26 protein-coding genes and 1 riboswitch are annotated in these 21697 nt (G+C 56.2%); of the genes, 23 read left to right on the plus strand and 3 right to left on the minus strand.

The annotated features are described in order from the left end of the window. The first annotated feature begins 283 nt into the window (after nucleotides 1–283). Together E5161_RS20135 and E5161_RS20140 are read left to right on the plus strand one after the other, a co-directional pair. Entirely contained in the window at nucleotides 284–1282 is a 999-nt protein-coding gene (locus E5161_RS20135; protein WP_136779712.1) for a TIR domain-containing protein, read from the plus strand. Beyond that, a complete protein-coding gene (locus E5161_RS20140) occupies nucleotides 1279–1482 on the plus strand; it encodes a hypothetical protein (protein ID WP_136779677.1) in 204 nt (67 codons plus the stop codon). The genes E5161_RS20135 and E5161_RS20140 overlap by 4 nt, the downstream gene beginning before the upstream one ends. Before the next feature lie 146 nt (nucleotides 1483–1628). Here E5161_RS20140 and E5161_RS20145 read toward each other — a convergent pair whose 3' ends face one another. Beyond that, complete coding sequence (locus E5161_RS20145; RefSeq protein WP_136779678.1) at nucleotides 1629–1850, minus strand: DUF1128 domain-containing protein; 222 nt, start codon at nucleotides 1848–1850, stop codon at nucleotides 1629–1631. Nucleotides 1851–1974: 124 nt separating this feature from the next. Between E5161_RS20145 and yyaC the strand changes: the two genes are divergently transcribed. The 7 genes from yyaC to E5161_RS20180 all read left to right on the plus strand — a co-directional run bounded on the left by yyaC (nucleotide 1975) and on the right by E5161_RS20180 (nucleotide 10078). Next, on the plus strand, nucleotides 1975–2490 hold the full coding sequence (gene yyaC / locus E5161_RS20150) for a spore protease YyaC (RefSeq protein WP_136779679.1): 516 nt from the start codon (nucleotides 1975–1977) through the stop codon (nucleotides 2488–2490). A 25-nt stretch (nucleotides 2491–2515) separates the two neighbouring features. Then, complete coding sequence (locus E5161_RS20155) at nucleotides 2516–3319, plus strand: alpha/beta fold hydrolase (RefSeq protein ID WP_136779680.1); 804 nt, start codon at nucleotides 2516–2518, stop codon at nucleotides 3317–3319. Further along, nucleotides 3319–4503, plus strand: a complete 1185-nt coding sequence (locus E5161_RS20160; protein ID WP_246042471.1) for a class I SAM-dependent methyltransferase — start codon at nucleotides 3319–3321, stop codon at nucleotides 4501–4503. The genes E5161_RS20155 and E5161_RS20160 overlap by 1 nt, the downstream gene beginning before the upstream one ends. A 172-nt stretch (nucleotides 4504–4675) precedes the next feature. Beyond that, nucleotides 4676–6319: a histidine kinase N-terminal 7TM domain-containing diguanylate cyclase gene (locus E5161_RS20165; RefSeq protein WP_246042480.1), complete on the plus strand. Its 1644-nt coding sequence runs from the start codon at nucleotides 4676–4678 to the stop codon at nucleotides 6317–6319. 83 nt (nucleotides 6320–6402) lie between these two features. Next, nucleotides 6403–6492: riboswitch (cyclic di-GMP riboswitch) on the plus strand. Nucleotides 6493–6598: 106 nt separating this feature from the next. Next, the gene (locus E5161_RS20170; protein ID WP_136779681.1) at nucleotides 6599–7306 is read left to right on the plus strand and encodes a PilZ domain-containing protein; all 708 of its coding nucleotides are present in this window, start codon (nucleotides 6599–6601) and stop codon (nucleotides 7304–7306) included. Between the two features lie 92 nt (nucleotides 7307–7398). Continuing rightward, the gene (locus tag E5161_RS20175) at nucleotides 7399–9546 is read left to right on the plus strand and encodes an O-antigen ligase family protein (protein WP_136779682.1); all 2148 of its coding nucleotides are present in this window, start codon (nucleotides 7399–7401) and stop codon (nucleotides 9544–9546) included. A gap of 85 nt (nucleotides 9547–9631) precedes the next feature. Continuing rightward, nucleotides 9632–10078, plus strand: a complete 447-nt coding sequence (locus E5161_RS20180) for a hypothetical protein (protein WP_136779683.1) — start codon at nucleotides 9632–9634, stop codon at nucleotides 10076–10078. A gap of 69 nt (nucleotides 10079–10147) precedes the next feature. Here the strand turns inward: E5161_RS20180 and E5161_RS20185 are convergent, their stop codons facing one another. Then, nucleotides 10148–10459 (minus strand): dehydrogenase, encoded by a 312-nt coding sequence (locus tag E5161_RS20185; protein ID WP_136779684.1) that lies wholly within the window; start codon nucleotides 10457–10459, stop codon nucleotides 10148–10150. A 615-nt stretch (nucleotides 10460–11074) separates the two neighbouring features. After that, nucleotides 11075–11539, minus strand: a complete 465-nt coding sequence (locus tag E5161_RS20190; RefSeq protein ID WP_136779685.1) for a cupredoxin domain-containing protein — start codon at nucleotides 11537–11539, stop codon at nucleotides 11075–11077. A gap of 198 nt (nucleotides 11540–11737) precedes the next feature. On the opposite strand from E5161_RS20190, the gene uptA reads away from it, so the two are divergent. The 14 genes from uptA (at nucleotide 11738) to E5161_RS20250 (ending at nucleotide 21474) form a co-directional block, all read left to right on the plus strand. After that, a complete protein-coding gene (uptA, locus tag E5161_RS20195) occupies nucleotides 11738–12352 on the plus strand; it encodes an undecaprenyl phosphate transporter UptA (RefSeq protein ID WP_136779686.1) in 615 nt (204 codons plus the stop codon). A 77-nt stretch (nucleotides 12353–12429) separates the two neighbouring features. Further along, entirely contained in the window at nucleotides 12430–12996 is a 567-nt protein-coding gene (locus E5161_RS20200) for a thioredoxin family protein (RefSeq protein WP_136779687.1), read from the plus strand. Between the two features lie 7 nt (nucleotides 12997–13003). Continuing rightward, a complete protein-coding gene (locus tag E5161_RS20205; protein ID WP_136779688.1) occupies nucleotides 13004–13633 on the plus strand; it encodes an MBL fold metallo-hydrolase in 630 nt (209 codons plus the stop codon). Nucleotides 13634–13797: 164 nt separating this feature from the next. Next, nucleotides 13798–14517: an SAF domain-containing protein gene (locus E5161_RS20210; RefSeq protein WP_136779689.1), complete on the plus strand. Its 720-nt coding sequence runs from the start codon at nucleotides 13798–13800 to the stop codon at nucleotides 14515–14517. Then, nucleotides 14514–15350, plus strand: coding sequence for a CpaE/TadZ family protein (locus E5161_RS20215; RefSeq protein ID WP_136779690.1), 837 nt, complete (start codon nucleotides 14514–14516; stop codon nucleotides 15348–15350). Before E5161_RS20210 ends, E5161_RS20215 begins: the two co-directional genes overlap by 4 nt. Continuing rightward, nucleotides 15347–16753: an ATPase, T2SS/T4P/T4SS family gene (locus tag E5161_RS20220; RefSeq protein WP_136779691.1), complete on the plus strand. Its 1407-nt coding sequence runs from the start codon at nucleotides 15347–15349 to the stop codon at nucleotides 16751–16753. The genes E5161_RS20215 and E5161_RS20220 overlap by 4 nt, the downstream gene beginning before the upstream one ends. Then, entirely contained in the window at nucleotides 16747–17682 is a 936-nt protein-coding gene (locus tag E5161_RS20225; RefSeq protein ID WP_246042474.1) for a type II secretion system F family protein, read from the plus strand. Before E5161_RS20220 ends, E5161_RS20225 begins: the two co-directional genes overlap by 7 nt. Before the next feature lie 24 nt (nucleotides 17683–17706). Continuing rightward, the gene (locus E5161_RS20230; protein WP_136779692.1) at nucleotides 17707–18597 is read left to right on the plus strand and encodes a hypothetical protein; all 891 of its coding nucleotides are present in this window, start codon (nucleotides 17707–17709) and stop codon (nucleotides 18595–18597) included. Between the two features lie 15 nt (nucleotides 18598–18612). Further along, a complete protein-coding gene (locus E5161_RS20925) occupies nucleotides 18613–18765 on the plus strand; it encodes a hypothetical protein (protein WP_211246769.1) in 153 nt (50 codons plus the stop codon). 16 nt (nucleotides 18766–18781) lie between these two features. Continuing rightward, nucleotides 18782–18928, plus strand: coding sequence for a hypothetical protein (locus E5161_RS20930; protein ID WP_169306779.1), 147 nt, complete (start codon nucleotides 18782–18784; stop codon nucleotides 18926–18928). Further along, nucleotides 18925–19350: a hypothetical protein gene (locus E5161_RS20235; protein WP_136779693.1), complete on the plus strand. Its 426-nt coding sequence runs from the start codon at nucleotides 18925–18927 to the stop codon at nucleotides 19348–19350. Before E5161_RS20930 ends, E5161_RS20235 begins: the two co-directional genes overlap by 4 nt. Before the next feature lie 75 nt (nucleotides 19351–19425). Beyond that, entirely contained in the window at nucleotides 19426–19911 is a 486-nt protein-coding gene (locus tag E5161_RS20240) for a hypothetical protein (protein ID WP_136779694.1), read from the plus strand. 69 nt (nucleotides 19912–19980) lie between these two features. Further along, on the plus strand, nucleotides 19981–21183 hold the full coding sequence (locus E5161_RS20245; RefSeq protein ID WP_136779695.1) for a M24 family metallopeptidase: 1203 nt from the start codon (nucleotides 19981–19983) through the stop codon (nucleotides 21181–21183). A 105-nt stretch (nucleotides 21184–21288) separates the two neighbouring features. Beyond that, a complete protein-coding gene (locus E5161_RS20250) occupies nucleotides 21289–21474 on the plus strand; it encodes a hypothetical protein (protein WP_136779696.1) in 186 nt (61 codons plus the stop codon). Nucleotides 21475–21697 lie beyond the last annotated feature (223 nt).

Genomic DNA, 21697 nt, shown 5'->3' on the forward strand with positions numbered 1-21697 from the left:
CCCCACTGGAATACAGGCAATACCTGCTTAGTTCAGCAGCATAAAAAATGGCACCAACCATAAGGAAATGGCCGGTGCCAGAGTTTTTGTTTTTATACTGTCTACTTGACGGGGTGCAGTTCATGTGCGAGTTTTCGAGGTTTTTTATACTTTTACCGCCATACCCTTCGCTCAGAAAGAATTCCGCCGGTTTAAACAGACTACCCCAACTATGGGAGAGCCTGTATACTTAATATTATGGGAGAATAGGAAGCCCTCAAAGGAGAACGGTGGTTTGACGACAATGACCAGAAAGCCAAACGTTTTCATCGGCTGCTCCCGCGAAGCAATCCACTATGCCCGAGCGGTGGCCGCTCAGCTTGAGCGTCATGTACAAGTGAATCCTTGGTACGCCGGCGCATTTGAGGCAAACGATTACACCATGGAGGCGCTTGAACGTGAACTCATGGCGAACGACTTTGCAGTATTCATCTTCGCTGCCGACGATGTTGCCTTGATCCGAAAGAAACCCGTTTTTATCACACGCGACAATACAGTGTTTGAAATGGGTTTGTTTTGGGGAAGGCTTGGGAGACGCCGAGTGTTTGCAATCATCCCAAGAGAACTTCCAGATAGGGACGATTTGCTCAAAGGCACGATCGTTTCCGAATTCCATTTGCTCTCGGATTTAGCCGGACTTACGCTTCTTAGTTACGGTCAGCGGGATGATGGGAAATACCCTGCCGCAGTTGATGTGGCCTGTGGTGAGATTATGTCAGCCATTGAGGCGGAGAAGCTATTCGTGGATCCAAATCACCTGCTCAAGCAAAAGCAAAGCATCCTGCACTTCTTTTGGGAATACATTCGCAATGTAACCGTCGCTGACCCTTCCGAACGGTATTCGGCATATGCTGAGGCAATCCGGAATTCCTTTTTGGCACCAGATTATCGGATTACCGGAGCTGCTATCTGGAAGAAGCTCGACGAAGAGACCATTGGACAGGTCGGCGGTAACGTAGGCAGAGGCAGGAGCTTTCACCTCCGCGAGAATGATGGTAAGAAGGACGGCGACCAGCGAATCTTGGTTCTTGATGCATTTAACAGTGGTGAGTGGTCATTTTTTAAGCGTCGAGAGATTGCCGAGGTATACGTCCTGTGCTATCCTTTAGGCACAGACCATGTACTCTCCGTACATATTTCGGGTACCGGCGCTATGACAAAACACGATCTAGCAAAGATTGTTGAGATCAATGACGAACTGCTGTTGACCGTTAGACATTTGGTGGGAGGGGATTCGAGATGAGCAAACGTTCAGGAAAAGTAACGGGCCGTATCGGATCACTGAGCGGGCGTCGATTGGGAACAGTAGGAAAGAGTGAAGTTCGATGGGTAGATCGTAAATCTAATGGGGTCTACGTTGGGCCTTCAGTAGATGGGACCGATAAAGAATACGTGAAAGTCATCAGTGGCAAGGTCAACGATAGAAAACCTTCATTCGCATAGGTCAAAACCGCTGCGGCCCGGACTGCGGCGTTTTTTTTTCGATTTTTAATTCTTTATTGTAGATTTTATATTTAGGATAAGGCCAAAGATGGAAAAAAACGCGAAAACTGAGCAGGTTCGCGGTTTTTTCTTCTTTGGCTATTATGTTATGCGCGAAGGCGTCCCAGCTCGGACACGATTGCTTCGACTTCGCTGACGCTGAAACGATCTTTAGAGGACACCAGATCGTAAATATCCTTCAAATCTTCATAACGGCTGGTATCAAAGCTGGAAGCCTGCATCGCGGCTCCTGTGGCCATGCGCAGTTTCGTTTTGATCGCTTCGATTATAAATTCTACATTGGCTTGCGTCGGTTGGGACAAATCCATGCCGATCTTCCTCCCGTCTCATGATCCTGTTTATTGTAGCACATCCGATTTGGCTTTGCCCGTATGCGCGTGGTAACCTGAGAAGTAACGAAACACGATTCGGAGTGACAGGAGAAACCGTACGATGGCTCAGCCGTGGGAGCGGAACGCGGTACTCGTCGACGCGGCGGGACTGGCGAAGTTTATGGAGCACTTGGCCTCGCGTTATCCGCTGGAGGAAATGACTTTTTTGTGTATCGGAACTGACCGATCTTCGGGAGACTGCCTGGGACCGTGGGTCGGCACGTTGTTAAAAGAGGCGGGGTTTGCGAAAGTCATCGGCACGCTGGAGAGACCCTGCGACGCCGATCAACTGCCCGATGTGATTCCGACGCTGCCGGAAACGGGTAAAATACTAGCATTGGACGCTTGTCTCGGTCGCCCGGAGTCGGTAGGGTCTTATCTCGTGGCCGCGTCTCCACTCATTCCCGCCAGGTCCATCGGCAAAAAATTTCCGCCGGTCGGCGCGTTCAGCGTCGCCGGCATCGTGAATGCGACAAGCCCGAAGCCCTATTGGACGCTTCAAAGTACTTCGCTCTTCCGTGTCATGAACATGGCAGGGGACATAACGGCGGCGATCGAGCGCGCTTGGCGGCCTTAAACTTGTCTCAAAGGATGTGTCGAACATGACTAACCAGCAATCAAGCTCCGCCTTTCTCCCAGGCTTTGAACAAAAGGGAACCGGCATTCCGGTCGTGCTTCTTCATGGTTATTTGGGCAGCCGCAGGTACTGGCATGACGTGTTTCCGGCGCTGGTGTCCCAATACCGCGTCATCATGGCCGACGTGCGCGGACATGCGTCCTCTCCGGCGACGGAAGGGGTATATACGATGGAGCAGCTCGCGGAGGACACGCTGGCTTTGCTTAACCGGTATGAGATTCCGAAAGCCTATGTATTCGGACATTCTTTAAGCGGGTATTCGACCTTGGCGCTGGCCGAAAAATATCCCGATCGCCTGCTCGGATTCGGCCTGATCCATTCCACGCCCTTGGCGGATACGGACACGGCGAAGGAAGGCCGTCTCCAGACGGCGGAACGTGTGAAAACCGAAGGCGTGGCCGCGGTGGTGGACGGACTCATTCCGAAGCTGTTTGCGCCGGCGAACCGGACGGCTATGGAACATAAAGTGACCGCGGCCAAAGAAATCGGCTACTCGGCCACCGCACAAGGGGCCATCGGCTGCGCGCTCGGCATGCGCGAACGTCCGGACCGGACGCATGTGCTTCGCGACACGAAGCTGCCGGTTCTGCTGCTGGCCGGAGAGCATGATGAAGTGATTCCGCCCGACCGGAGATTTCCGGTATCTGGCGACCATATTAAGGCGGTTACGCTTCCGGGAACGGGACATATGAGCATGATGGAGGACCCGTCCCGCCTGGCCGATGAAATCGTGGCATTTATTGAGAAGAATGAGGGGAACAGAGCTTAATGCCAAGCAACAAAGACGAAATGGACTGGCGCCGGTTCATCGCGGAAGCGGTGGCCGGCGGCAGCTTGCTTCAGGCGACATTCAGTCAGCCGAGGAATAAGGAAACCATAGCCCGCAAAACGTCGGTCCGTCCATTGAAGCTCAAAAACGGGCTTCATTTTCAATTGGAACGCTTGCAAGACAACAAGGCTTTCCACGAGAATGTGCCGGAACAAGCGGCGGCCGAACGGTTGACCGCGCTGATGGGCGAATACCGGCAAGCATTGATCAAAACCCGGCAGGCCGACGTGCAGCTGCTGGCGAACAAAAAAGGCGCGGTCACGATGATTCGTCACGATCCTACCGCGAAGACACGCGAGCCGGCGGCGTCCCACAACCGGGTGAAGTCGTATGTGCTGCCCGAGGGCGAGCCGGTTCCTTTCCTGATCCGACTCGGCGTCATGACACCGGAAGGCCGGGTCGTTAAAGCCAAGCACGATAAGTTCCGGCAAATCAACCGATTTCTCGAAATGGTGGCCGACGTGCTGCCCGATCTCCCCCGCGGCCGCCCGCTGACCGTGGTCGATTTCGGGAGCGGCAAGTCTTATTTGACGTTCGCCCTCTACCATATGTTGGCGGTACGCGAAGGACTGCCTGTCAACATCATCGGATTGGACCTGAAAGCCGACGTCATCGAGGAGTGTTCCCGAATCGCGGAAGATTTGGCATGGCACAATCTGAAATTTTACGTCGGTGATATCGCGGAATATGAAGGTCAAACGCAAGTCGACATGATGGTCACCCTGCACGCATGCGATACGGCCACGGACGCCGCTCTGCTCAAAGCGATCCGGTGGGACGCGTCGGTCATCCTGTCCGTTCCTTGCTGCCAGCACGAGTTGTTCCGCCAAATATCCCAGCCGATTCTGAAGCCTTTGCTCAAGCACGGCATTTTGAAAGAGAGATTCGCGGCGTTGGTGACGGATGCATTGCGGGCCAATTTGCTGGAGACGGCCGGATACCGGACGCAGATGCTGGAATTCATCGATTTGGAGCATACGCCCAAAAACCTGATGATCCGAGCGGTGAAAGGACGACAAGAAAACCGGTCCGAAACGCGGGCCGAATATGAAAGATTGAGGGACTTCCTGTCTGTGTCCCCTTATATGGAGAGAGAATGGCCGAAAATGAATCGAACGACTTAGAAAAAAAAGGATGATCGTCCCGCTTTGCGTGTGTCGATCTTTCAAGGAATGTCAAGGGAAGTTAATCTTGTATTGTCAGTAGTTCCCGCGTTATGGTACAATGGTCTGAATCCTGTCCATGTAACCGCTAACAAGATTCCCAAGAGGGAAAAGGTGAAAGCCGTTGGCACTTGTGTGGCCTGACCTGCTTCTGTTCGTCGCTTTGTTCGTTCTGTTCGTTGGCGTACTGGCTATTAACCGTATTACGGTCATGCATAAAGCTTATTTGGCGTTTCATTTCATCATGATGCTATGGCCGTTCGGTCAATTTTCCATCAGCACCACAGGTGACCCGGAATATCAGTTGGCTTACGTTAAGCTGGCTTTTATAGCGGTTTCGCTGCTGGGTCCGGGCTGGCTTGTTTTCGTGCTGTTTCTTACCGGTCGGGCGGAGCAGCTGAACCGGCGCAGAGCGTTTGTCTATTTGGTGCCGGCTCTCGTTTGCGCGGCTTTCGTCATTTGGAATCCGGCCCACCTCTTTATGTCGCCGATTGACGGCACGTATGCGAACCGTTCTTACGGCACGCTCTATTGGGTGCTTGTCATCACGCAGTTCGTGTATTTCTTTTCCTCGCTGCTCATCATGTTCCAATCCCTGAAAACCGTCCATTCGCTTAACCAGCGCAAGCAGCTGGCGACCGCCGTCGTCGGTATTTTCGTGCTTACGGGGTTCAGTGTGACGGACATGCTGATCAACGTGCTGCTGGCTCCCTGGCTGCCGGTCGTGCCGGGTTTAATGTCGCTGGGCATCCTTTTGTCCGATTGCTGTTTTGTGCTGGCCATCTATCGTTACGGAGCCTTCGATCTGATCAGTATGGCGCAGCGGGATATATTCGAGCATATGACGACGGGCATTATCGTGGTCGACGAGAGCGGCAAAGTGCTGGAGATGAACCGCGGAGCCCTTCCGTTCGTCAAGTCCGCCAAAGGCGAAATGTTCGAGATGGAAAAGTTCCTGTCTCCTCTGCAAACGCAAGGCGAAGTCTACGAGTTTCTGTATCAGTACCGCCACCACCCGCTGGACCGGCTGCAGACTGAAATTACGCTTCCGGAGAACAGCCGCCATGTGTCTATTCAGATTTCTCCCGTGCTGGACAATCATAAATCGCTGCTCGGACGGGTCATTACGTTCCACGATGTGACGGAGCTGCGCAAGCTGGTAGACGAGATGAACCGTAAAAATGAAGCGCTTCATGAAAGAAATCTGGAGCTCGTCACCATCCAGGAAGAGCTGTTCCGGTTGAATCAGAAGCTGGAACAGATGGCCATCACGGATCCCTTGACCGGCTGCTACAACCGGCGCTACCTCATGCAGCAGCTGGAGCACGAGTTACTGCTGAACATGCGGTACAAGATACCGTTCTCGGTCTTTCTTTTTGATATCGATCACTTTAAGATGATCAACGACCAATACGGTCACCTCGTCGGAGACGAAGTGCTTCGCAGCACGGCGGACATCGTCCGGTCCAAGCTTCGCCGGACCGATATTCTCGCCCGTTACGGAGGAGAAGAATTCACGATCTATTTGCCGCACACCAACCGGGAACAAGCCGAGTCGCTGGCCGCCCGCATGATGATCGCCATCAATGAGAACTCTGTAACGGCCGGGGCGGATGAAGTACACGTCACGATCAGCATGGGCATCGTCTCGGAAGACGGCGAGGAATTGGCGTTCGATGATCCGAAACAGTATTTGCGGGAGTTGTTCTCTCGTGCCGATACGGCTCTGTACAAGGCCAAGCATGAAGGCCGCAACCGGATGATTTTAGCACGTTAACGGGGAAAATAGGACACCTCGTGAAAAAAGTGTGACGAATATCTGTCAGGTATGATAAAATAAGACTAGTTGTGATACCGATTTGGTCGAACCGGCAAACTTGCTGAAAAGCAAGGACGCAAAGCTAAAGGGTCTAACGTTCGTTTCCGAACCATGACAGCCTGGCCGCCGAACCTTTCCTTCAGGGAATAGAAGGCGCCGCGGGCTGCTTCCATAGGGAAGGGCCTTTTTCTTTTCAATATTTATGGATTCCAAACGCAAAGGGCGGGGTGTTCGATCATGGCGGGATGGCGGGAAAAATCGGGTCTGTCCGGCACGGTGTACAGCGATACGCTGCCGCTTAACGTTTTACTGCATTGCCGCACGGTGGTAGAAAAGCAAAACTTCGTATCTACCGGCGTCATGACCCATGTGGAAGGGGAGCTGTTCGAAGTCGAGCTTCCGGAATTCCATGTGTTCGATCTTGGCGAAACGGTCAAACTCACGGTTTACTCTCCGGCAGGCATCCAGACGTTTCCATCCACTGTTTTTGCGAAATACCAAGGCGCCATTGCGCTCATTCAACCTCCGCAGATTCAGAAACGTTTTGAAGAAAAACGGGAGCATCCCCGTGTGAATGTTGAAGGCAGCGTACATATCGATCTTTGGCTCGACGATGAAGGTCAGGAACGCACGCTGGACGATCCGCTCGAGATTCAGGTGCGCGACATCAGCGTCTCAGGCATCGCGTTCCAAGCGCCGGTTCATCCGGAGCTCCTTCGGACTTCGAGAATGAAGGCGAAAGTGGAAATCGGCATCGGATTCGACTGCGAGCTGGAGATCGTACGGCGGAACCGGTCGGATGATCAGATGGTGTGCGGGGCCAAAATGACCGTGCTCGACCCTGAAATGCTGCGCCCCCTTCGGGCCTTGATCCTCCGGCAGCAGGTGGAACGGAACGTGCAGATCCGTCAAGAGAGGGAAGAGAAGAACCGTTTCGGAGAATAAAATCGCAGGACTTAAGCGGCAGGTCCGGAAGACGGATCTGCCGCTTTTGGCTTTTTGAGCAGAGCGCGGGACATTGAAAGAGGAGAAACGACATGCGTCTTGATCAAAACGGGATTCGAATCGCGGCGGGGACTGCCGCCGTTACCGCCTTGTTGGCATGGGCGGCTTGGCGGTACGGTCTGTTTTTTGAGACGGATTTCTACCCGGTTGAATTGGTGCTGCTTGGAGCAGGGGCGGTGCTCGCGATATCGGCGCTGCTGCGGCTGCCGGGAACGGGGAAGCTGCGGCAGCAAGGCATACCGCTAATGGCCGTGCTGCCCTTGGCCATCGCGGCTTGCTACGGGATCGTCTATCTTGCCGGCCCCGCATCCGTGAAAGGAACCGCGGATGCGATGATGCGATGGACGAGTTACGCCGGTTGGCTGGCGCTGCTGCTCGTTTGGTGGAACAAGCCGGACAACCGCGCATCGGGAGAAGCGGCGGTGCAGGCGGCCGGGTTGTTCGTGCTTGCGGGCGGCTGGCTGGGCTGGTTCGGCGTTTGGCCTTTTCCCGATATCGTGCTTCGTTTCGACGATCCGGAGCTTTCGGCGACCGGCGCGAGATTGGCGGGATTTTTCCAATATCCGAACGCGTACGGGGCCGTGCTTGCTTTCTTCTTGGTGAGGCAGCTGCAGCTTTGGGCAAGGGACGGAAAGCCCGGCGCGATATGTGCATCGCTCACGGCTATCCCTTATGCGGCGGCGTTGCTGCTCACGGAATCGCGAGGCTCTTGGGCGGCCTTGGCGGCAGGTTTGGCGATGGCGGTTGGATTTGCTCGCGGCTGGCGTGAACGCAGCCGGATATTAGCAGCGGCTGGAATAACCGCGGCCGGTGCGGCTTTGGCGTATGCCGGCGCTTGGCAGACTTCTCCCGCTGGCGGGTGGTTGACCGCAGGCTGCTTCATCGCCGGCGCCGCGGGTTTGTATGCGATTTGGTATGGGCTGTCGCAAAAGAAGGAAAATCCGGCCGGCCGGGCATATTGGCTTGCCGGCGCCTTGGTTGCGGCGGCAGGCGTTCTGGCGCTCGTGTGGTCCGTCGGCGCTGGCATGTCAGGCGCAAGAATTTCCGGCCATTACGGCACCGCGGCATCCCGATTGTTGTTCTACCGGGACGGGTGGCGAATGTTCCAAGATGCGCCTTGGTTCGGACACGGTGGAAAAAGCTGGAGATCATTGTTCGAGTTTTACCAGAGCGAGCCGTATGTCGGCGGCGAAGTGCACAGCGGTTATTTGGACGTGCTGCTCGACACCGGGCTGCTGGGTTTCGCCGTCTTCGCCGCCATGATCGGTCTGTTCGTCTGGAAGCTGTGGCGAACGAACCGTCGGGCATTGGCGCCGGCAGCGGTGCTGCTGCTTCACGCGGCGGTCGATTTTGATTTGTCCTACGGATGGATGTGGCTGCTTCTGCTCGCATGGATCGCGTTGTTTGCCGCCGACGGCAGGGAGGGCGGCGGCAATGGGGCTGCACCGGCGAACGCCCGATGGGGCGCGGCCGGCGGCCAGGCCGCCGCCGCGCTGCTGCTCGGCGCATCGCTGTGCGCCTGCTGGGCGGCCTGGCACAGCCTGGCCGCCGTTCGCGCCGCCGCCGCCGCAGACACGGCGGCGATGCCCGACGCGCGCGAAGCACAGCTGCGCGCGGCACTGGAGGCGAATCCGGCATGGAGCCGGATTCGCTTGGCGCTCGCCCCGCTCCTGCCGGAGGCAGAGGAGCGGGAGAGCGTGCTGGCGGCCGGGCTGCGGTATGAACCGCAGTCCGGGCCGCTGCTCTTGCAGCTCGGCTTGGCGGAAGCCGAGCTGGGCCATGCCGCGCAAGCGGAATCCCGCTTGCGCGAAGCGCTGCAGCTGGCGCGGTACAACCGCGACAGCCAGACCGCGGCCGTTGCCGGCATGGCGCAGCTGGCCGAAACGCTCGATTTCGCGGGCCGGCCGGACGAGGCCCGCCGCGCGGCCCAAGCGGCCGTATCGTTCTACGAACGCTATCGGCTGCTCGTGCGCCAGGTGAAAGCAATGGATCACCCGGCGAACGGGAAGCAGTTCGGCATGACCTCGCCGGCCTTATACTATGCCGCGCAAGCCTATCACAGGCTCGGCCGCGAGGACAAGGCACGGCAGCTCTTGAAACCGTTGATCGACGGGTCAGACGAACAATGGAAAACGCAGGCGAAGCAGCTGTTGGAAAAGCTGGACGCTCCAAACCGGTAAATTGGACGCATGGGTGGGAGGTTGTCCGTAAAGGGCGGCCATGAGGTCACATACGCTAATGGAAAAGAAGCAGAGGAGTGATCTCATGGCTGTTGAGCGTCCCGCGCCGCCGCGCGGCGACTCCAGTCCAATCCGGGTTTCGCCGGGCCGAGCCGTACCCGAGCCTGAAAGATCTTCAAGCCGAGGCAATGCATCTTCCGGTTCCACCAACCGTTCCAGAAACCGTTCCAGAAACCGGTCGGACAGATCGCGGTCACGCAGCAGGCAGAAGCCGTTTTTCAGCACGTTAACGGTCGTGTGGGTTCAGTCTTCCGGTGTGCCGTTTAACACGACAGGATTTTTTGCCACGCTGTCTCAAGATGATGTTATCATCGAAACCGCCTTTTTCGATTCGTTCGGCGTCGTTCGCTTCCGCAACGTTCAGCCGGTGAGGAGCGCGAGGCTGACGCTGCGGGTGTTCGATCGCAACGGCGTTTTGTTCCGTACCCGAATCTTCTCGCCCGGTGTCGAAACGCTTGTCATTATCGGCTGATCCGAAGTCACGCCAAAAGGCTCTTGCTCCGCCGTCCGCGGGGAGTAAGAGCTTTTTCGCGCCGGTCGTTCATCCTCCGAAGGCTTCCCGGAACGCCGAGGACAGAAGGTTCCTGTCCACGTTCCACAAAGCCGCGATCTCATCGCAAACAGCCTCTTCCCACCAATCCGCCAATGCTTTCCGGTTGCTCTTATTTTCCGTGATCCACACCAAATGTCCGATCACACGTTTGTAATACAATTGTTCCGCCTCTTTCACTAACGCTTCCGGCACGTGAGTTTTCAGTCGTTTCAATGTCCGGTACAGCTCGTTTGCGCACGCCCGGCGGATGCCCCGGGGGGACGGAAGGGGGACCGTATGTTTTTGCTGGCCGAAATTCATACCGTTTCACCCACCTCTCTAGCCATACCTTATGCGGACTGAAGCGGCAGGGACACCGTAAGACCGCGTGCGTTGACCCGTCATGTATTCCAAAATAAGCAGCAGAGAGCATCTATCCCAGCACGTTCCCACCAAGTATTCGAAAATAAGTAGCAGAGAGCATCTATCCCAACGAATTCGCGCCATGTATTCCCAAACAAGTAGCAGAGAGCATCTATCCCAACGAATTCGCGCCATGTATTCCCAAACAAGTAGCAGAGAGCATCTATCCAAGCACATTCCCACCATGTTTTCCACAACGATGCCCCGCAAATTGAAAATAGCCCCGATTTTATCGGGGCCATTCGATTGAATGTCCGTAAGCATTTGCTGTAAATGCAATTCGCAAAATAACAGAGGCGATTGGAGTGCCGATACTTGCTGCAACGTCATTTCACCAACTTACAGCCGTTATTCCGAGGCATACGGGAGGCAAACAGCTCTCCAATTTGGCAAAGTATAATTCCGGAAAATTAGAATGCGAAGTCGATGCTGCAATTTGGCGGAATAGAGCTGCAGCTTTTGTGAGCGTACCATGGCAGCGTATTGCAACAGGCTAAACGCACTCACCTAAACTTACTGGACCACGAGATATCCGACCATCGGTCCGCCGTTTTTCGGCACGTCGTGCGTTTGGCAGACGATCGGGTAGATGCCGGCTTGCATGGGCGTGAACGTCACGGTCGTCGTTTTCCCTTTTACCACCTTGCCGGAAATATTCAGCCCTTCGATCACGAAGGGATGCGACTGGCCGTTAACGCCATTGATCCGCAGCTCTACCGTTTCGCCCTTACGTAAAATGACCGTGCCCGGATCCCAGCGATACGACTCCAATTGCTGCCCGTTGTCCGCCATCGATTTGAACTCGCCCGTGACCAACTCAATGACGCGCGGCTTCCCGTTCGTTGCCGCGAACACGGGAGCTGACGATGCGGGCTTCGCGTTTTGCCAGCCGATGTAAGCCCCGGCCAGAATGACCGCCACCGCTAAAAGGGCATAGGCCTGCATCTTTTTGCGGTTGATCAATACAATTTTGCTCATGCCGTTTATTCCTCCTCAACTTTGTCCTCTATCGGAGTTTATGCGAGAGTTCGTCCCCGCATGACAAGCCCCGAGGGCATCGCTTCCGGCCCCGCCGATTTCCGAACCGCTCCGCCCTGCAGTGTTATGGAACTGCATTCAAGCGCTGTGCTAGAATAGACAAGACGTAGATTAGACAGGAAAGCGGGTATTTTGGGGATGAGCGCGATTCACGACTGGCTGGCACAGCTGTTGCAGTGGGTAGAAAGCCTGGGGTATTTCGGAGTCATTATCGGTTTGGCCATTGAGGTCATTCCGAGCGAAATTGTGTTGGGATACGGCGGCTATCTCGTTTCCAAACAGGACACTTGGAGCTCTTTTATTTTCATGGTGATTTGCGGCTCGATCGGCGCTTTGCTCCAGCAATGGCTGCTGTATGCCATCGGCCGCTATGGCGGCCGGCCGTTCATTCTGAAATACGGAAAGTTCCTTCACCTTAAACCGAAACACGTCGATATCGCGGAAAAATGGTTTGAGAAGCACGGACCGGTCATCGTGTTTACGGCCCGTTTCGTACCGGTTATGCGTCAAGTGATCTCGATTCCGGCCGGCATGGCCAGAATGAACCTGACGACATATACGTTGCTGACGCTGATCGCCTCAATTCCTTGGTCGATCCTTTTCGTTTGGCTCGGCTGGACACTGGGCGACAAATGGCAGGACATCGGCAAAGCGGCGGCGCCGTATACGAAATTCATCATTCCGGCTGCCATCGTGCTGATTGTTGCTTATCTGCTGCTCATTCTCGTGCGTCGGAACCGCAAAAAGTTCTAACCCGCATATTTGAGCCGGTCTAGCGCCTTTTGGTACAATATTCGTATGTAAAATTGAAACTGAGCGGGGGAGAGCATATGAGCCAGAGTGTTGCCCATAAGCTGGATCATGGGATCGCGCCTTTGAAATTCAAGGAAGAGATGACCAAAAACAAAGAGGCGTTTGCCTCCTGGTACGACAAATTTGAATGGAACGACAGCGGACTTTACGACTTTTTCGAATCGCTGAACAATCGGGACGACCTTCGCTGCCTCATTCTGGCTGCCGACTGGTGCGGCGACGTGGTGCGCAATGTGCCGGTCGTGCTTCGCGCGATGGAAGCAGCGGGCATCCCCACGCAAATTTTGATCATGGAAGAGCATCTGGATCTCATGGACGAGCATTTGACGCTCGGCGGACGGTCCATTCCTATCGTGTTAATCGCGGACACGGGCGGAGCCATTCTTGCCAAATGGGGCCCTCGGCCGAAGTACATCCAAGAACCGATGGTCGAATTCAAACAGCAAAATCCGGACCGCGACGCGCCCGACTATCAGGAGAAACTCGCCGCGGCGAGGCAAGAGATCATGCGCCGGTATGGGGAAGACACCGCTTATCAGGCGTTGATTCTGCAAGAGCTGCGGGATATTTTGGAGCGGGTGTGAGGGCCGGATGCTGACCTTTCAGACGTTTCCTCTTGGCGCACTGCAAACCAACGCTTATCTGGTGACGAATGCGGAGAGAACCCGCGCGATCGTCATCGACCCCGGCACCCCGGATTCCTCGCTGCTTCGCCGGTTGGAGCAATTTGAGGTGGAAGCCGTTCTGATCACGCATGCGCACTTCGATCATATCGGCGGGGTGGAAAAGGTTCGGGAACGGTTCGGGTGCCCGGTTTATCTGCACTCGGCTGAGAAAGACTGGCTGAGTGACGCCGCGAAGAACGGTTCCTTGCGTTGGCCGGAGGCCACTCCTCCGATTGCAGGCCGAGCTCCAGACCGGCTGCTTTCGGACGGTGATGAACTTCAACTGCTCGGACAAACGTTCCGCGTGCTGCATACGCCGGGCCATTCGCCCGGCAGCGTCGGCTTCTTGTGCGGCGACCTGCTGTTCGCGGGAGATGCGTTGTTCCGGCGGTCCGTGGGACGTACCGACTTGCCCGGCGGCAGCTCGGATCAGCTGACCCGTTCGATTCGCGAAAAGCTGTACGTGCTTCCCGACGACGTGATCGTTCTTCCGGGGCACGGGCCGGATACGACGATCGGAGAAGAGCGGAGAGACAATCCGTTCGTGCGCGGCTGATCGATTTTGGTAAAATCATGCATAAAAATGTCTTTACACCCGGCAAATGTTTTGATATAGTGAGCCTTACCAAGTGAATAGTCAAAAATTTACTGCGAAGCACGCAGGCCATGGAGACACTCTCCGGCCTGCGTTTTTTTATTTTCTGGAAACGGGGGATTGGCATGAACCGAACGAGACAGATCGTGCTGAGCTTAACGGCCGCAGCGCTGTCCGCGTTGCTCGTGTATGCGGTATATTTGCTGCAATTAAGGCAGGTAAGACTGCAAGAAACGGTCGATGTTGTCGTTCCGCGGCAATTTGTGCAGGCAGGTTCCACCCTGTCCCGCGCTCAATTGGAGCTGCGGCCTTTGCCTAGAGGAGCGGTGACGAAGGATATGCTGGTTTTGCCCGAAGAGGCCGTCGGCCTGGAGGCGTCCGCTCCGCTGGGCGCGGGCGAGCCGCTGCTTCGCTGGAAGCTCGACCGGTTCCGCCTGCTGCCCGGCAAAGGACAAGCAACCTTTCAAATTCCGAGGGAGTATGTGAAATCGGTGTCCAATGGAATCCGGGCCGGCGATCAAGCCGTGCTGTACTTGTCGGACGAAGCGACGCCCTCTCGACGGATGTTTCCCGAATCGGTCGTCGTATCCGGCGTCAAGACGGCCGCCAACCTAGAAATAGACAATCCCAAAAATCCGAACTTACTGTCGATGGCCAGCGGGGACAAAGAAAACATGTACGCGTCCCGGAGGGATGCCAACGGAACGATCGACGCGATCAACCTGAACTTGACGGAGGAGCAGTGGCTGGCGATCGACGGCGCATGCAAGTCGGGTAAAGCCAAGCTGGTCATCGCCCATGATGCCGCCGCATTCGGCAGCAGCTCCGGGGAGGGAGACCGATGACGGGACAACTTGTGGCTTTTGCCGGGTCTACGCCGAATATCGGTACGACGCTTACAGCATTCGGAACGGCTTACCGGATCGCCTCCGTAACGGGCCGCAAGGTCGGGTATTTATGCCTCAACTTGAAAAGCGCCAAAACCCATCTATACCTCGGCATCGACAAACCGGAGGTGACGCTCGACGGCGTTCGCCCCGAGCTTCGGGCAGGGACGATGACGGGGGACAAGCTGCTGCAATACGCTTACCGTTCGCCTAGGCTTGGGACCCTGCAGATCCTGTTCGGCAATTTAGCCCGGGAGCAGGCGGAATATTATGAGCCGGACGATTTACTCCGGCTGCTGGAAGCCTCCCGCCAAGCCTTCGACCTCACCATCGCAGACGTCAGCGCTTATTGGGATAACGCGGCCACCGTGTGCGCGATGAGGGAAGCGGACGAACGATTTTTGGTCACGACGGGATATTTGAGTCATTTTCAAGAGGACGTACAGCGCTGGACGGGGCAGGTCGGTGCGATGTTCGGACTTACGCCCAATGATTTTCGGCTCGTCCTGCTTCAAGGAGCTCACCGAGGAACGGGGGGATTCGGGATGAAAGAAATCAGAAAAGAGACCGGCTGTCACTCCTTTACGGAGTTGAATCTGCTCGAAAGCGTTCACTTACAGCTGGACAGCGGACGTCTGGATGAGTGGCTGGCTGCCGAGGAACGGAATGCGGCCAGGTTCGACGCGGTGGCTGGGCCGCTGCTGCAGCAATTGGATTGGGTCGAAAGGATACGGCGCACGGAACCGCCATGGCTGCGCAAGCTGTTTGGTCATCGGCGGGGGCGCAGATGAGCGGCGCAAGCGGCAAATTTTCGACCACCGCTTATGCAGCCGACTTGCAGGTACATCACCGGGACGGGGAATCGCCCGAACGGGAGGGCTCGGGCAGCAGTGATTCTTCGCCGTTGCTCGCGTTAACCGAGGAAGCCCGTCATATGTTGGCCGCTCCCCGCGGATGGAGCGAGGAAGAACGCCGCCGGTACGCCGAGAAGCTGAACCGGGCGGTCATCGGATTTCCGCAGGAGCGGGCCGAGCTTCTCGCCGTCATATCCGACTGGATCATCAAGAAAAGGCTTCAGCACGTATCGGTGGGAGGGCTTCCCTACGGGACGCTGGCCGAAGCTTTGTTCGCGGAAGTGATCGGCATGAATGTGCTCGAGCTCGTGCTTCGCAGCCGGGAAGGTCTCGAGGAAGTGCAGGTGGTGGGCACCCGGATCTTCGAAGTCAGGGACGGCCGGGCGGTCCCGTCTCCCTACCGGTTTCAGGATGTCAGTCAAGTGGAACGCATCCAGCAAAATCTCGTGCTATTCAACAATGACCGGATCAACCCCCGAAAGCGGTGGGCGGAAGTGCTGCTGCTCGACGGCTCCAGGGTGACGATGACCGGATTCGGGTTTACAGCCCAGCCGACGCTCACCATACGTTTTTACACCGTGCGGCGGTTCGATCTCGATACGTTATGCCGGCCGGAATACCGGACGATTGACCAGCCATTGCGCCGGCTGCTTCTGGCCGTCGTGCGAAGCCGGTTCAACATGGTCGTCATCGGAGCGACCAATACCGGCAAAACGCATTTGATCAAAGCGTTGATCGCGGAGATGCCGGACGAGGAAAGAATCGTCACCATCGAAACCCGTCATGAACTGATGCTTGCCCGGGACTTTCCGAATAAAAACGTGATCGAATACGAGGCCGACGAAGAGGACCCGGCACACGGGCCGAGGCAGGCTTTCAAGCTGGCGCTTCGACAGTCGCCCCAGCGCATCTGTCATGCCGAGATTCGCGATGAAGACGCCAATATTTATGTGCGGGCTTGTACGCGCGGGCATGAAGGCAGCATCACCTCGGTGCACGTCAGTGCGCTGGAGGATGTGCCGGATGCGATTGCGGATATGTGTCTGCTGGACGGCAGGGGCATGAATCCGGTTCGGCTTGCCCGACGGATTGCCGAGCATGTCACGCAAATCGGATTCGAGATGCGGTTGATCGGCGGCGTACGGAAGCTGGTACGGGTCGGCGAATTTTATTGGGAGAACGGGGAAATCAAATTGCGGGATCTTGCCCGCTACGACGAAGCCGGGGACCGATGGGTGTATCCCGAGCCCTTCTCCGCCAAGTCGTCGGACCGTATCCGCCGGATGGATCCCGACAGCTTCGAGTGGCTGTACGGACGGGGAGGGATCGCGGCTTGCTGACGGGAAGCCTCGCCGCATTGTGCGCGCTATTATTTTTTCTTTTGTACGGCAGTTTCCGACTCGGTTTGGAGGCGGCGTGGTCCAGGTGGGGCAGGAAACGGAGGCTTTCCGCCCGGAAGTCTTGGGACTGGAGCCGGGCTGCATTATTACGCGGAACGCGGTTCAGGCGGCCGTACGATCACATGGAGGATCTTCTTGCCGCCGTCCGATGGAAGATCCGTACCGGCTCGTTCGTCTCCGGGTCCGTTTTTCTCGCGATGACCGGTTTGGCAGCAGGCGCCCTGCTGTTTCAGTCGGTGCGATCGGCAGCGTTGTTGGCGGTCATGCTGGGCAGCTTTCCCTATCTGATTTTGCGGATGCGGCTGGTCAGTCGCCAAATGGCGACCCGGCTTGAGTTTTTGCCTGCCGTGGAATTGTTCTATCAATGCTATTTGGTCACGGGCTGCCGGCATGTCCGAACTGCACTGCAAAAAACGGTGGAGGAGCGGCGCCTGCCCGGAGAAGTGCACGCCGTCTTCGATCAGCTTTACCGCGCACTTTCGGTGAGCGGTGACGACGAGGAGAGCATCCGCCGGTTTACCTTGGCGTTCGGTCATGTTTGGGCCGATTATTTCGGCAGCATTTTGAAGGTGGCGCTGTCGGAAGGAAACAACGTGTCGCAAAACCTAAAAGAGCTGATCGACGACATGCGCAAAGCGCAGTTGACGAATCAACAGGAGCGCCATCGGCTTCTGGAGATCCGGCTGGCCAATTTTACGCCCGCGTTGTTCCTGGTGTTATTTCTCGGAATCAACTTCCGGATGAATCCCGAAGGCAGTTACCGCTACTATGTGCTCGATCCGGGAGGACGCGGCATGCTGCTTAACGCATTGGCGCTATTGTTCGGTTCGCTGCTGATGGGATTATATCTTTCGCGAAAGAAGATGTAGAGCTTGAAGAAGAGGTGATGCCAAGTGACGGAGTACGGGAACGTCCTTTATTCCTGGACAGGCTGGCTGGCGCAAATCCTGCTTGCTTTTGCGGGCTTTGCCGGAATCTTGAGGCTTGCAGCAGTTCGCCGCTCAAGGTGGAGAATTTCCCGGCGGGGATGGCACTTGAAGGAGGTGCCGTTCTGGTTCCTCAAACTGTGGGGAGCAGCTGAGGAAGGCATAGCGCTTCAACAGCGCCGCGTGCTGTTAACGGGCTGCGGTCTCCGGCTGGACCCCGGCTTGTACTTGGCATGCCGCCGAATGTTCATCTCGCTGTTCACTTTGGTTGCGGCCTTGACATGGGCGATGTTGACTGCCGGAATCTGCTCGCTGAAGGCGTGGAACGTGGTTCTAATCTGTGCCGTGCTTGCGGCGGGGGCCTATTTCGACAACGGATGGTTAACGGCGCTTCGCCGCTACCGCACTGACAGAATTCGGAGGGAATTGGCTGCGGTAAGCAGCCAGCTGCTCTATTACACAGGATCGCGCCTGCACCTGCACGGTAAGCTGATGAGGTGTCTGCCGCTGACCCGGCTTATCCGCGGGGAAATGGAGCTGCTGCTCAACGAATGGTACCACGATCCGGATCGGGCGCTTCAGCGATTCAAGGAGCGGTTAGGAACGGACGAATCATACGGCTTTACCGAGAGCCTGCGTTCTTTGAGGCTGAACGAGAGCGAAGAGGTTTATGATCTGCTTCGCGCCATGGTCCGGGATTACAAGGCCAAGATCGAGCTGGCGAGGGACGGACGCAAAGAGACGGCTTCTTATGTGCTTTTCGTGCTGGCTGGAATTCCGATTCTTTACACCTTTCAAATCTTTCTTTATCCCTGGGTTCAGGAAGCGGCCAAGCTGTTTGAGGCCTTAAATCCGTAACGAAAGGAGGTGCGAATGATGCGCAATATATTGATCACCGTGATGATGCTGATCGTGGTAGCGGTCATGTTCAATACGATCATCGCCCAAGATAACACCGGTACACGCGCCCGGATTGAAACGCAGGGCACGACGGCCAATACGACAATCGGCAATCTTCAGCCTTAAGCGGGAGGCAAGAAGCATGCGTCAAATTTTGATGACCGTTCTTTTGATTGTGACCGTCGTTTCTTTATATAGCAGTACGGTGCAAGGAGACGGAGGAACGAAGGATCAAATTCGCGATTCCGGCATCCGGATGGCGGACGTCATTTCCCGCATCAGTCCATGAAGCAGCTGCTCGTGTTCGTACTGTTCGCCGGCATGTTCTGCTGGCTCATGTTTTCGCCGATTTACAAGCACGTGCTGGTTATCCGGCAAGCGCTGCTGCAGCAGGAAGCCAATTATTTACTCGAAATCGGCGCCAGCGGCCGTTTCGGTTACATTGACGGCGCCATGCTGGCCGAGTCGCGGGCGCGTCTGGCCCAACACGGCTTTCAAGCTGCCGCGTTGGAATACGAAGTAAGCTCCACGACCGGAGTTTCCGCGGATGACGCGTCTGCTCCGGTGCCGCGCGGAGCGGGTATTCGTCTGGTCATTCGTTATCCGTATGACCGGCTGCTCGACATCGACCGGCTGATCGGCGTTGAGCCGCCTCCCGAAGAGGCCAGGCTTGCGGCCGGCGGAATGAAGATGAGCGAGTTTGTTCCGTGATCGTACACGCGGCCGGTTTATTCACCCCGTTGCCTAGCGTTCGCGGATGTACGTACACATTGTTGGAGGGCCGTCGTGGCAAAACTGGTGTTCAGTATGCTGATGATCGTCGTTTGGTGGATGCTGCACGCGCTGCAAATGGACGAAGAACTGGCACTCGGGACCGTGCATGAAGCGAAGAGTGCCGTAGATCGGGCGGCTCACGCGGCAGCCCAGCAAGTGGACCATTCCAAGCTGGAAATCGGGATCCCGTCCTTGGAGCAGACACTGGCGGAGGAGGCCGCTGTCGCCTACCTGCGCGAGAATCTGCGACTGGACGCCGGACTTGCTCCACTGCCGGGCAGTTTTTTGCGGGAAGCCGTCACGATCCAGGAATTTGCCGTGGTCAACGACAACCAGTCGTTTCCGTATACTTACCGCAGCCCGCGTTTTGGTTATGAAGTGACGTTGAAGCGTCCGGGAGTCGTGCTGATCGTTCATGTCGCGTATCCCCGGCTGTTCGGGGTGTTAGCGCCGGTGCAATGGGACCTGAAAGGGTCCGCGGAGATGGTGTTCACATGAGTTGACGGGCGGCGTTCCACTTTGCTGTAATGAAGGTAAATAACGGAACAGCAAAGGGGAGCCGTCTATATGGAGCAAGCGCCTGCAGAGGAATGGTTGAAACGACGCCGGAACTTTCAGAAGATGCTGTCTGAGAACGCGATGGAAGGGTGTCTCATTACACAGAACGTTGGCATCTATTACTTCACCGGTTCGATGCAAACCGGTTATTTGTTCATTCCGGCCGAAGGAGAAGCTGCGTATTACGTCAGACGCAGCTTGACCCGTGCATTATCCGAATCGTCGGTACGCACCGTGGATTTGGGATCATTCCGCCAGTTCGGCAGCAGGCTCGCAGAGGATTACCCGAAGTTGTTCGCCTCGGGGACTCCTCGCATCGGGGCAGACTTGGATGTTTTGCCGGCTCAACTCTATTTGCGGCTGGTCGAGATGTTACCAGATGCAAAGTGGATGGACGCGTCGGTACTGCTCAGACGGCTTCGATCCGTGAAGTCGCCCTATGAAATCTCCCGGATCGAGAAAGCCGCCCAAGCGGCCGCCGCCGCAGTTGAACATGGAATTCTTCAATTGCGCGAAGGCATGACGGAGCTCGAGTTGATGGCGACCCTTGAGCAGGTGATGCGAAATGCCGGCCATGCCGGGCTGATGAGAATGAGAGGCTACAACCAGGAGATGCCGACCGGCATGGTGGCCGCGGGAGAAGCCGCTGCCGAGCCGACCTATTTCGACGGGCCGGCGGGCAGCAGAGGGTTATCGGCGGCCGTCCCGCAAAGCTCCAGTCTTCGGCGGATCAAGCACGGCGAGCCGATCCTGATCGATATCGGCTGCTGCATCGACGGCTACGTGATTGATCAAACCCGTACGGCCGTCATCGGCCGGCTTACGCCTCATCTCCAAGCTGCGTATGAAACGGCGGAAGCGATACTTCGCAAGACGGAAGCTGCTCTTGCGCCGGGCGTTTCACCGGAAAACCTGTATGAGCAGGCCATCGAGATGGCGGCGGAAGCGGGATTGGCCGATCATTTCATGGGATATGGACCGGATCAAGTCAAATTCCTCGGTCACGGGATCGGACTCGAGCTGGACGAATGGCCGGTGCTGGCGAAAGGGTTTCGCGACCCGCTTGAACCCGGCATGACGATCGCCGTGGAACCGAAGTTCACTTTCCCCGGACTCGGCGTCGTTGGCATTGAAAACACCTATCTCATGACGGAGAACGGATTCCGCACCCTCACGATTTCACCGGAAAAGCTATACGAGTTGTCCGTATAAACTGCTGGACGGTTTTTATGGATACCGTCCTTTTTTTGACAAACATTTTAAGCCCGTTTTGCTAGTATCCAATCAAGAAGCCGGTTGATTGGAGTGGATGCGGAGATGCTTAAAAACGCGATTTTGATCGTAAAGTATGATGGAGAAGTGGACCTTGAAGGTTTTATTGAAGCGGACGGTTATGATGTGTTCGTGACGAACTGCTATGAAGAGTTGGACTCTGCCGATGTGGAGAAGATCCAAAGCATCATCGAAGAGAAGTTGAACCTTGAGGATGTTATGGAAGACTAAGATCATTCGCTGGCCCAAACACCCGCCCCGGATTGTCCCGCGACAACGGGCGGGTCTTTTTTAGCAGGCCAACCACGCTCCCCATAGTAGCTCTCCGCTACTTATCCGCTCACCAACCCGCCAACCACGCTCCCCAAAGTAGCTCTCCGCTACTTATTCGCGAATCTACCCGCCAACCCCATATTGCACACTCAATTTCCGTGTCCCTGACTCCGATAAAAGC

Origin of the sequence: Cohnella pontilimi, from assembly GCF_005049045.1 — a bacterium.
Taxonomy (GTDB): Bacteria; Bacillota; Bacilli; order Paenibacillales; family Paenibacillaceae; genus Cohnella; species Cohnella pontilimi.

Excerpts from the sequence above, each read along its gene's own strand:
- E5161_RS20135 (WP_136779712.1), top strand. The coding sequence starts at position 284 with ATGACCAGAAAGCCAAACGTTTTCATCGGCTGCTCCCGCGAAGCAATC.
- E5161_RS20140 (WP_136779677.1), top strand. The coding sequence starts at position 1,279 with ATGAGCAAACGTTCAGGAAAAGTAACGGGCCGTATCGGATCACTGAGC.
- E5161_RS20145 (WP_136779678.1), bottom strand. The coding sequence starts at position 1,850 with ATGGATTTGTCCCAACCGACGCAAGCCAATGTAGAATTTATAATCGAA.
- yyaC (WP_136779679.1), top strand. The coding sequence starts at position 1,975 with ATGGCTCAGCCGTGGGAGCGGAACGCGGTACTCGTCGACGCGGCGGGA.
- E5161_RS20155 (WP_136779680.1), top strand. The coding sequence starts at position 2,516 with ATGACTAACCAGCAATCAAGCTCCGCCTTTCTCCCAGGCTTTGAACAA.
- E5161_RS20160 (WP_246042471.1), top strand. The coding sequence starts at position 3,319 with ATGCCAAGCAACAAAGACGAAATGGACTGGCGCCGGTTCATCGCGGAA.
- E5161_RS20170 (WP_136779681.1), top strand. The coding sequence starts at position 6,599 with ATGGCGGGATGGCGGGAAAAATCGGGTCTGTCCGGCACGGTGTACAGC.
- E5161_RS20175 (WP_136779682.1), top strand. The coding sequence starts at position 7,399 with ATGCGTCTTGATCAAAACGGGATTCGAATCGCGGCGGGGACTGCCGCC.
- E5161_RS20180 (WP_136779683.1), top strand. The coding sequence starts at position 9,632 with ATGGCTGTTGAGCGTCCCGCGCCGCCGCGCGGCGACTCCAGTCCAATC.
- E5161_RS20185 (WP_136779684.1), bottom strand. The coding sequence starts at position 10,459 with ATGAATTTCGGCCAGCAAAAACATACGGTCCCCCTTCCGTCCCCCCGG.
- E5161_RS20190 (WP_136779685.1), bottom strand. The coding sequence starts at position 11,539 with ATGAGCAAAATTGTATTGATCAACCGCAAAAAGATGCAGGCCTATGCC.
- uptA (WP_136779686.1), top strand. The coding sequence starts at position 11,738 with ATGAGCGCGATTCACGACTGGCTGGCACAGCTGTTGCAGTGGGTAGAA.
- E5161_RS20200 (WP_136779687.1), top strand. The coding sequence starts at position 12,430 with ATGAGCCAGAGTGTTGCCCATAAGCTGGATCATGGGATCGCGCCTTTG.
- E5161_RS20205 (WP_136779688.1), top strand. The coding sequence starts at position 13,004 with ATGCTGACCTTTCAGACGTTTCCTCTTGGCGCACTGCAAACCAACGCT.
- E5161_RS20210 (WP_136779689.1), top strand. The coding sequence starts at position 13,798 with ATGAACCGAACGAGACAGATCGTGCTGAGCTTAACGGCCGCAGCGCTG.
- E5161_RS20215 (WP_136779690.1), top strand. The coding sequence starts at position 14,514 with ATGACGGGACAACTTGTGGCTTTTGCCGGGTCTACGCCGAATATCGGT.
- E5161_RS20220 (WP_136779691.1), top strand. The coding sequence starts at position 15,347 with ATGAGCGGCGCAAGCGGCAAATTTTCGACCACCGCTTATGCAGCCGAC.
- E5161_RS20925 (WP_211246769.1), top strand. The coding sequence starts at position 18,613 with ATGATGCGCAATATATTGATCACCGTGATGATGCTGATCGTGGTAGCG.
- E5161_RS20930 (WP_169306779.1), top strand. The coding sequence starts at position 18,782 with ATGCGTCAAATTTTGATGACCGTTCTTTTGATTGTGACCGTCGTTTCT.
- E5161_RS20235 (WP_136779693.1), top strand. The coding sequence starts at position 18,925 with ATGAAGCAGCTGCTCGTGTTCGTACTGTTCGCCGGCATGTTCTGCTGG.
- E5161_RS20245 (WP_136779695.1), top strand. The coding sequence starts at position 19,981 with ATGGAGCAAGCGCCTGCAGAGGAATGGTTGAAACGACGCCGGAACTTT.
- E5161_RS20250 (WP_136779696.1), top strand. The coding sequence starts at position 21,289 with ATGCTTAAAAACGCGATTTTGATCGTAAAGTATGATGGAGAAGTGGAC.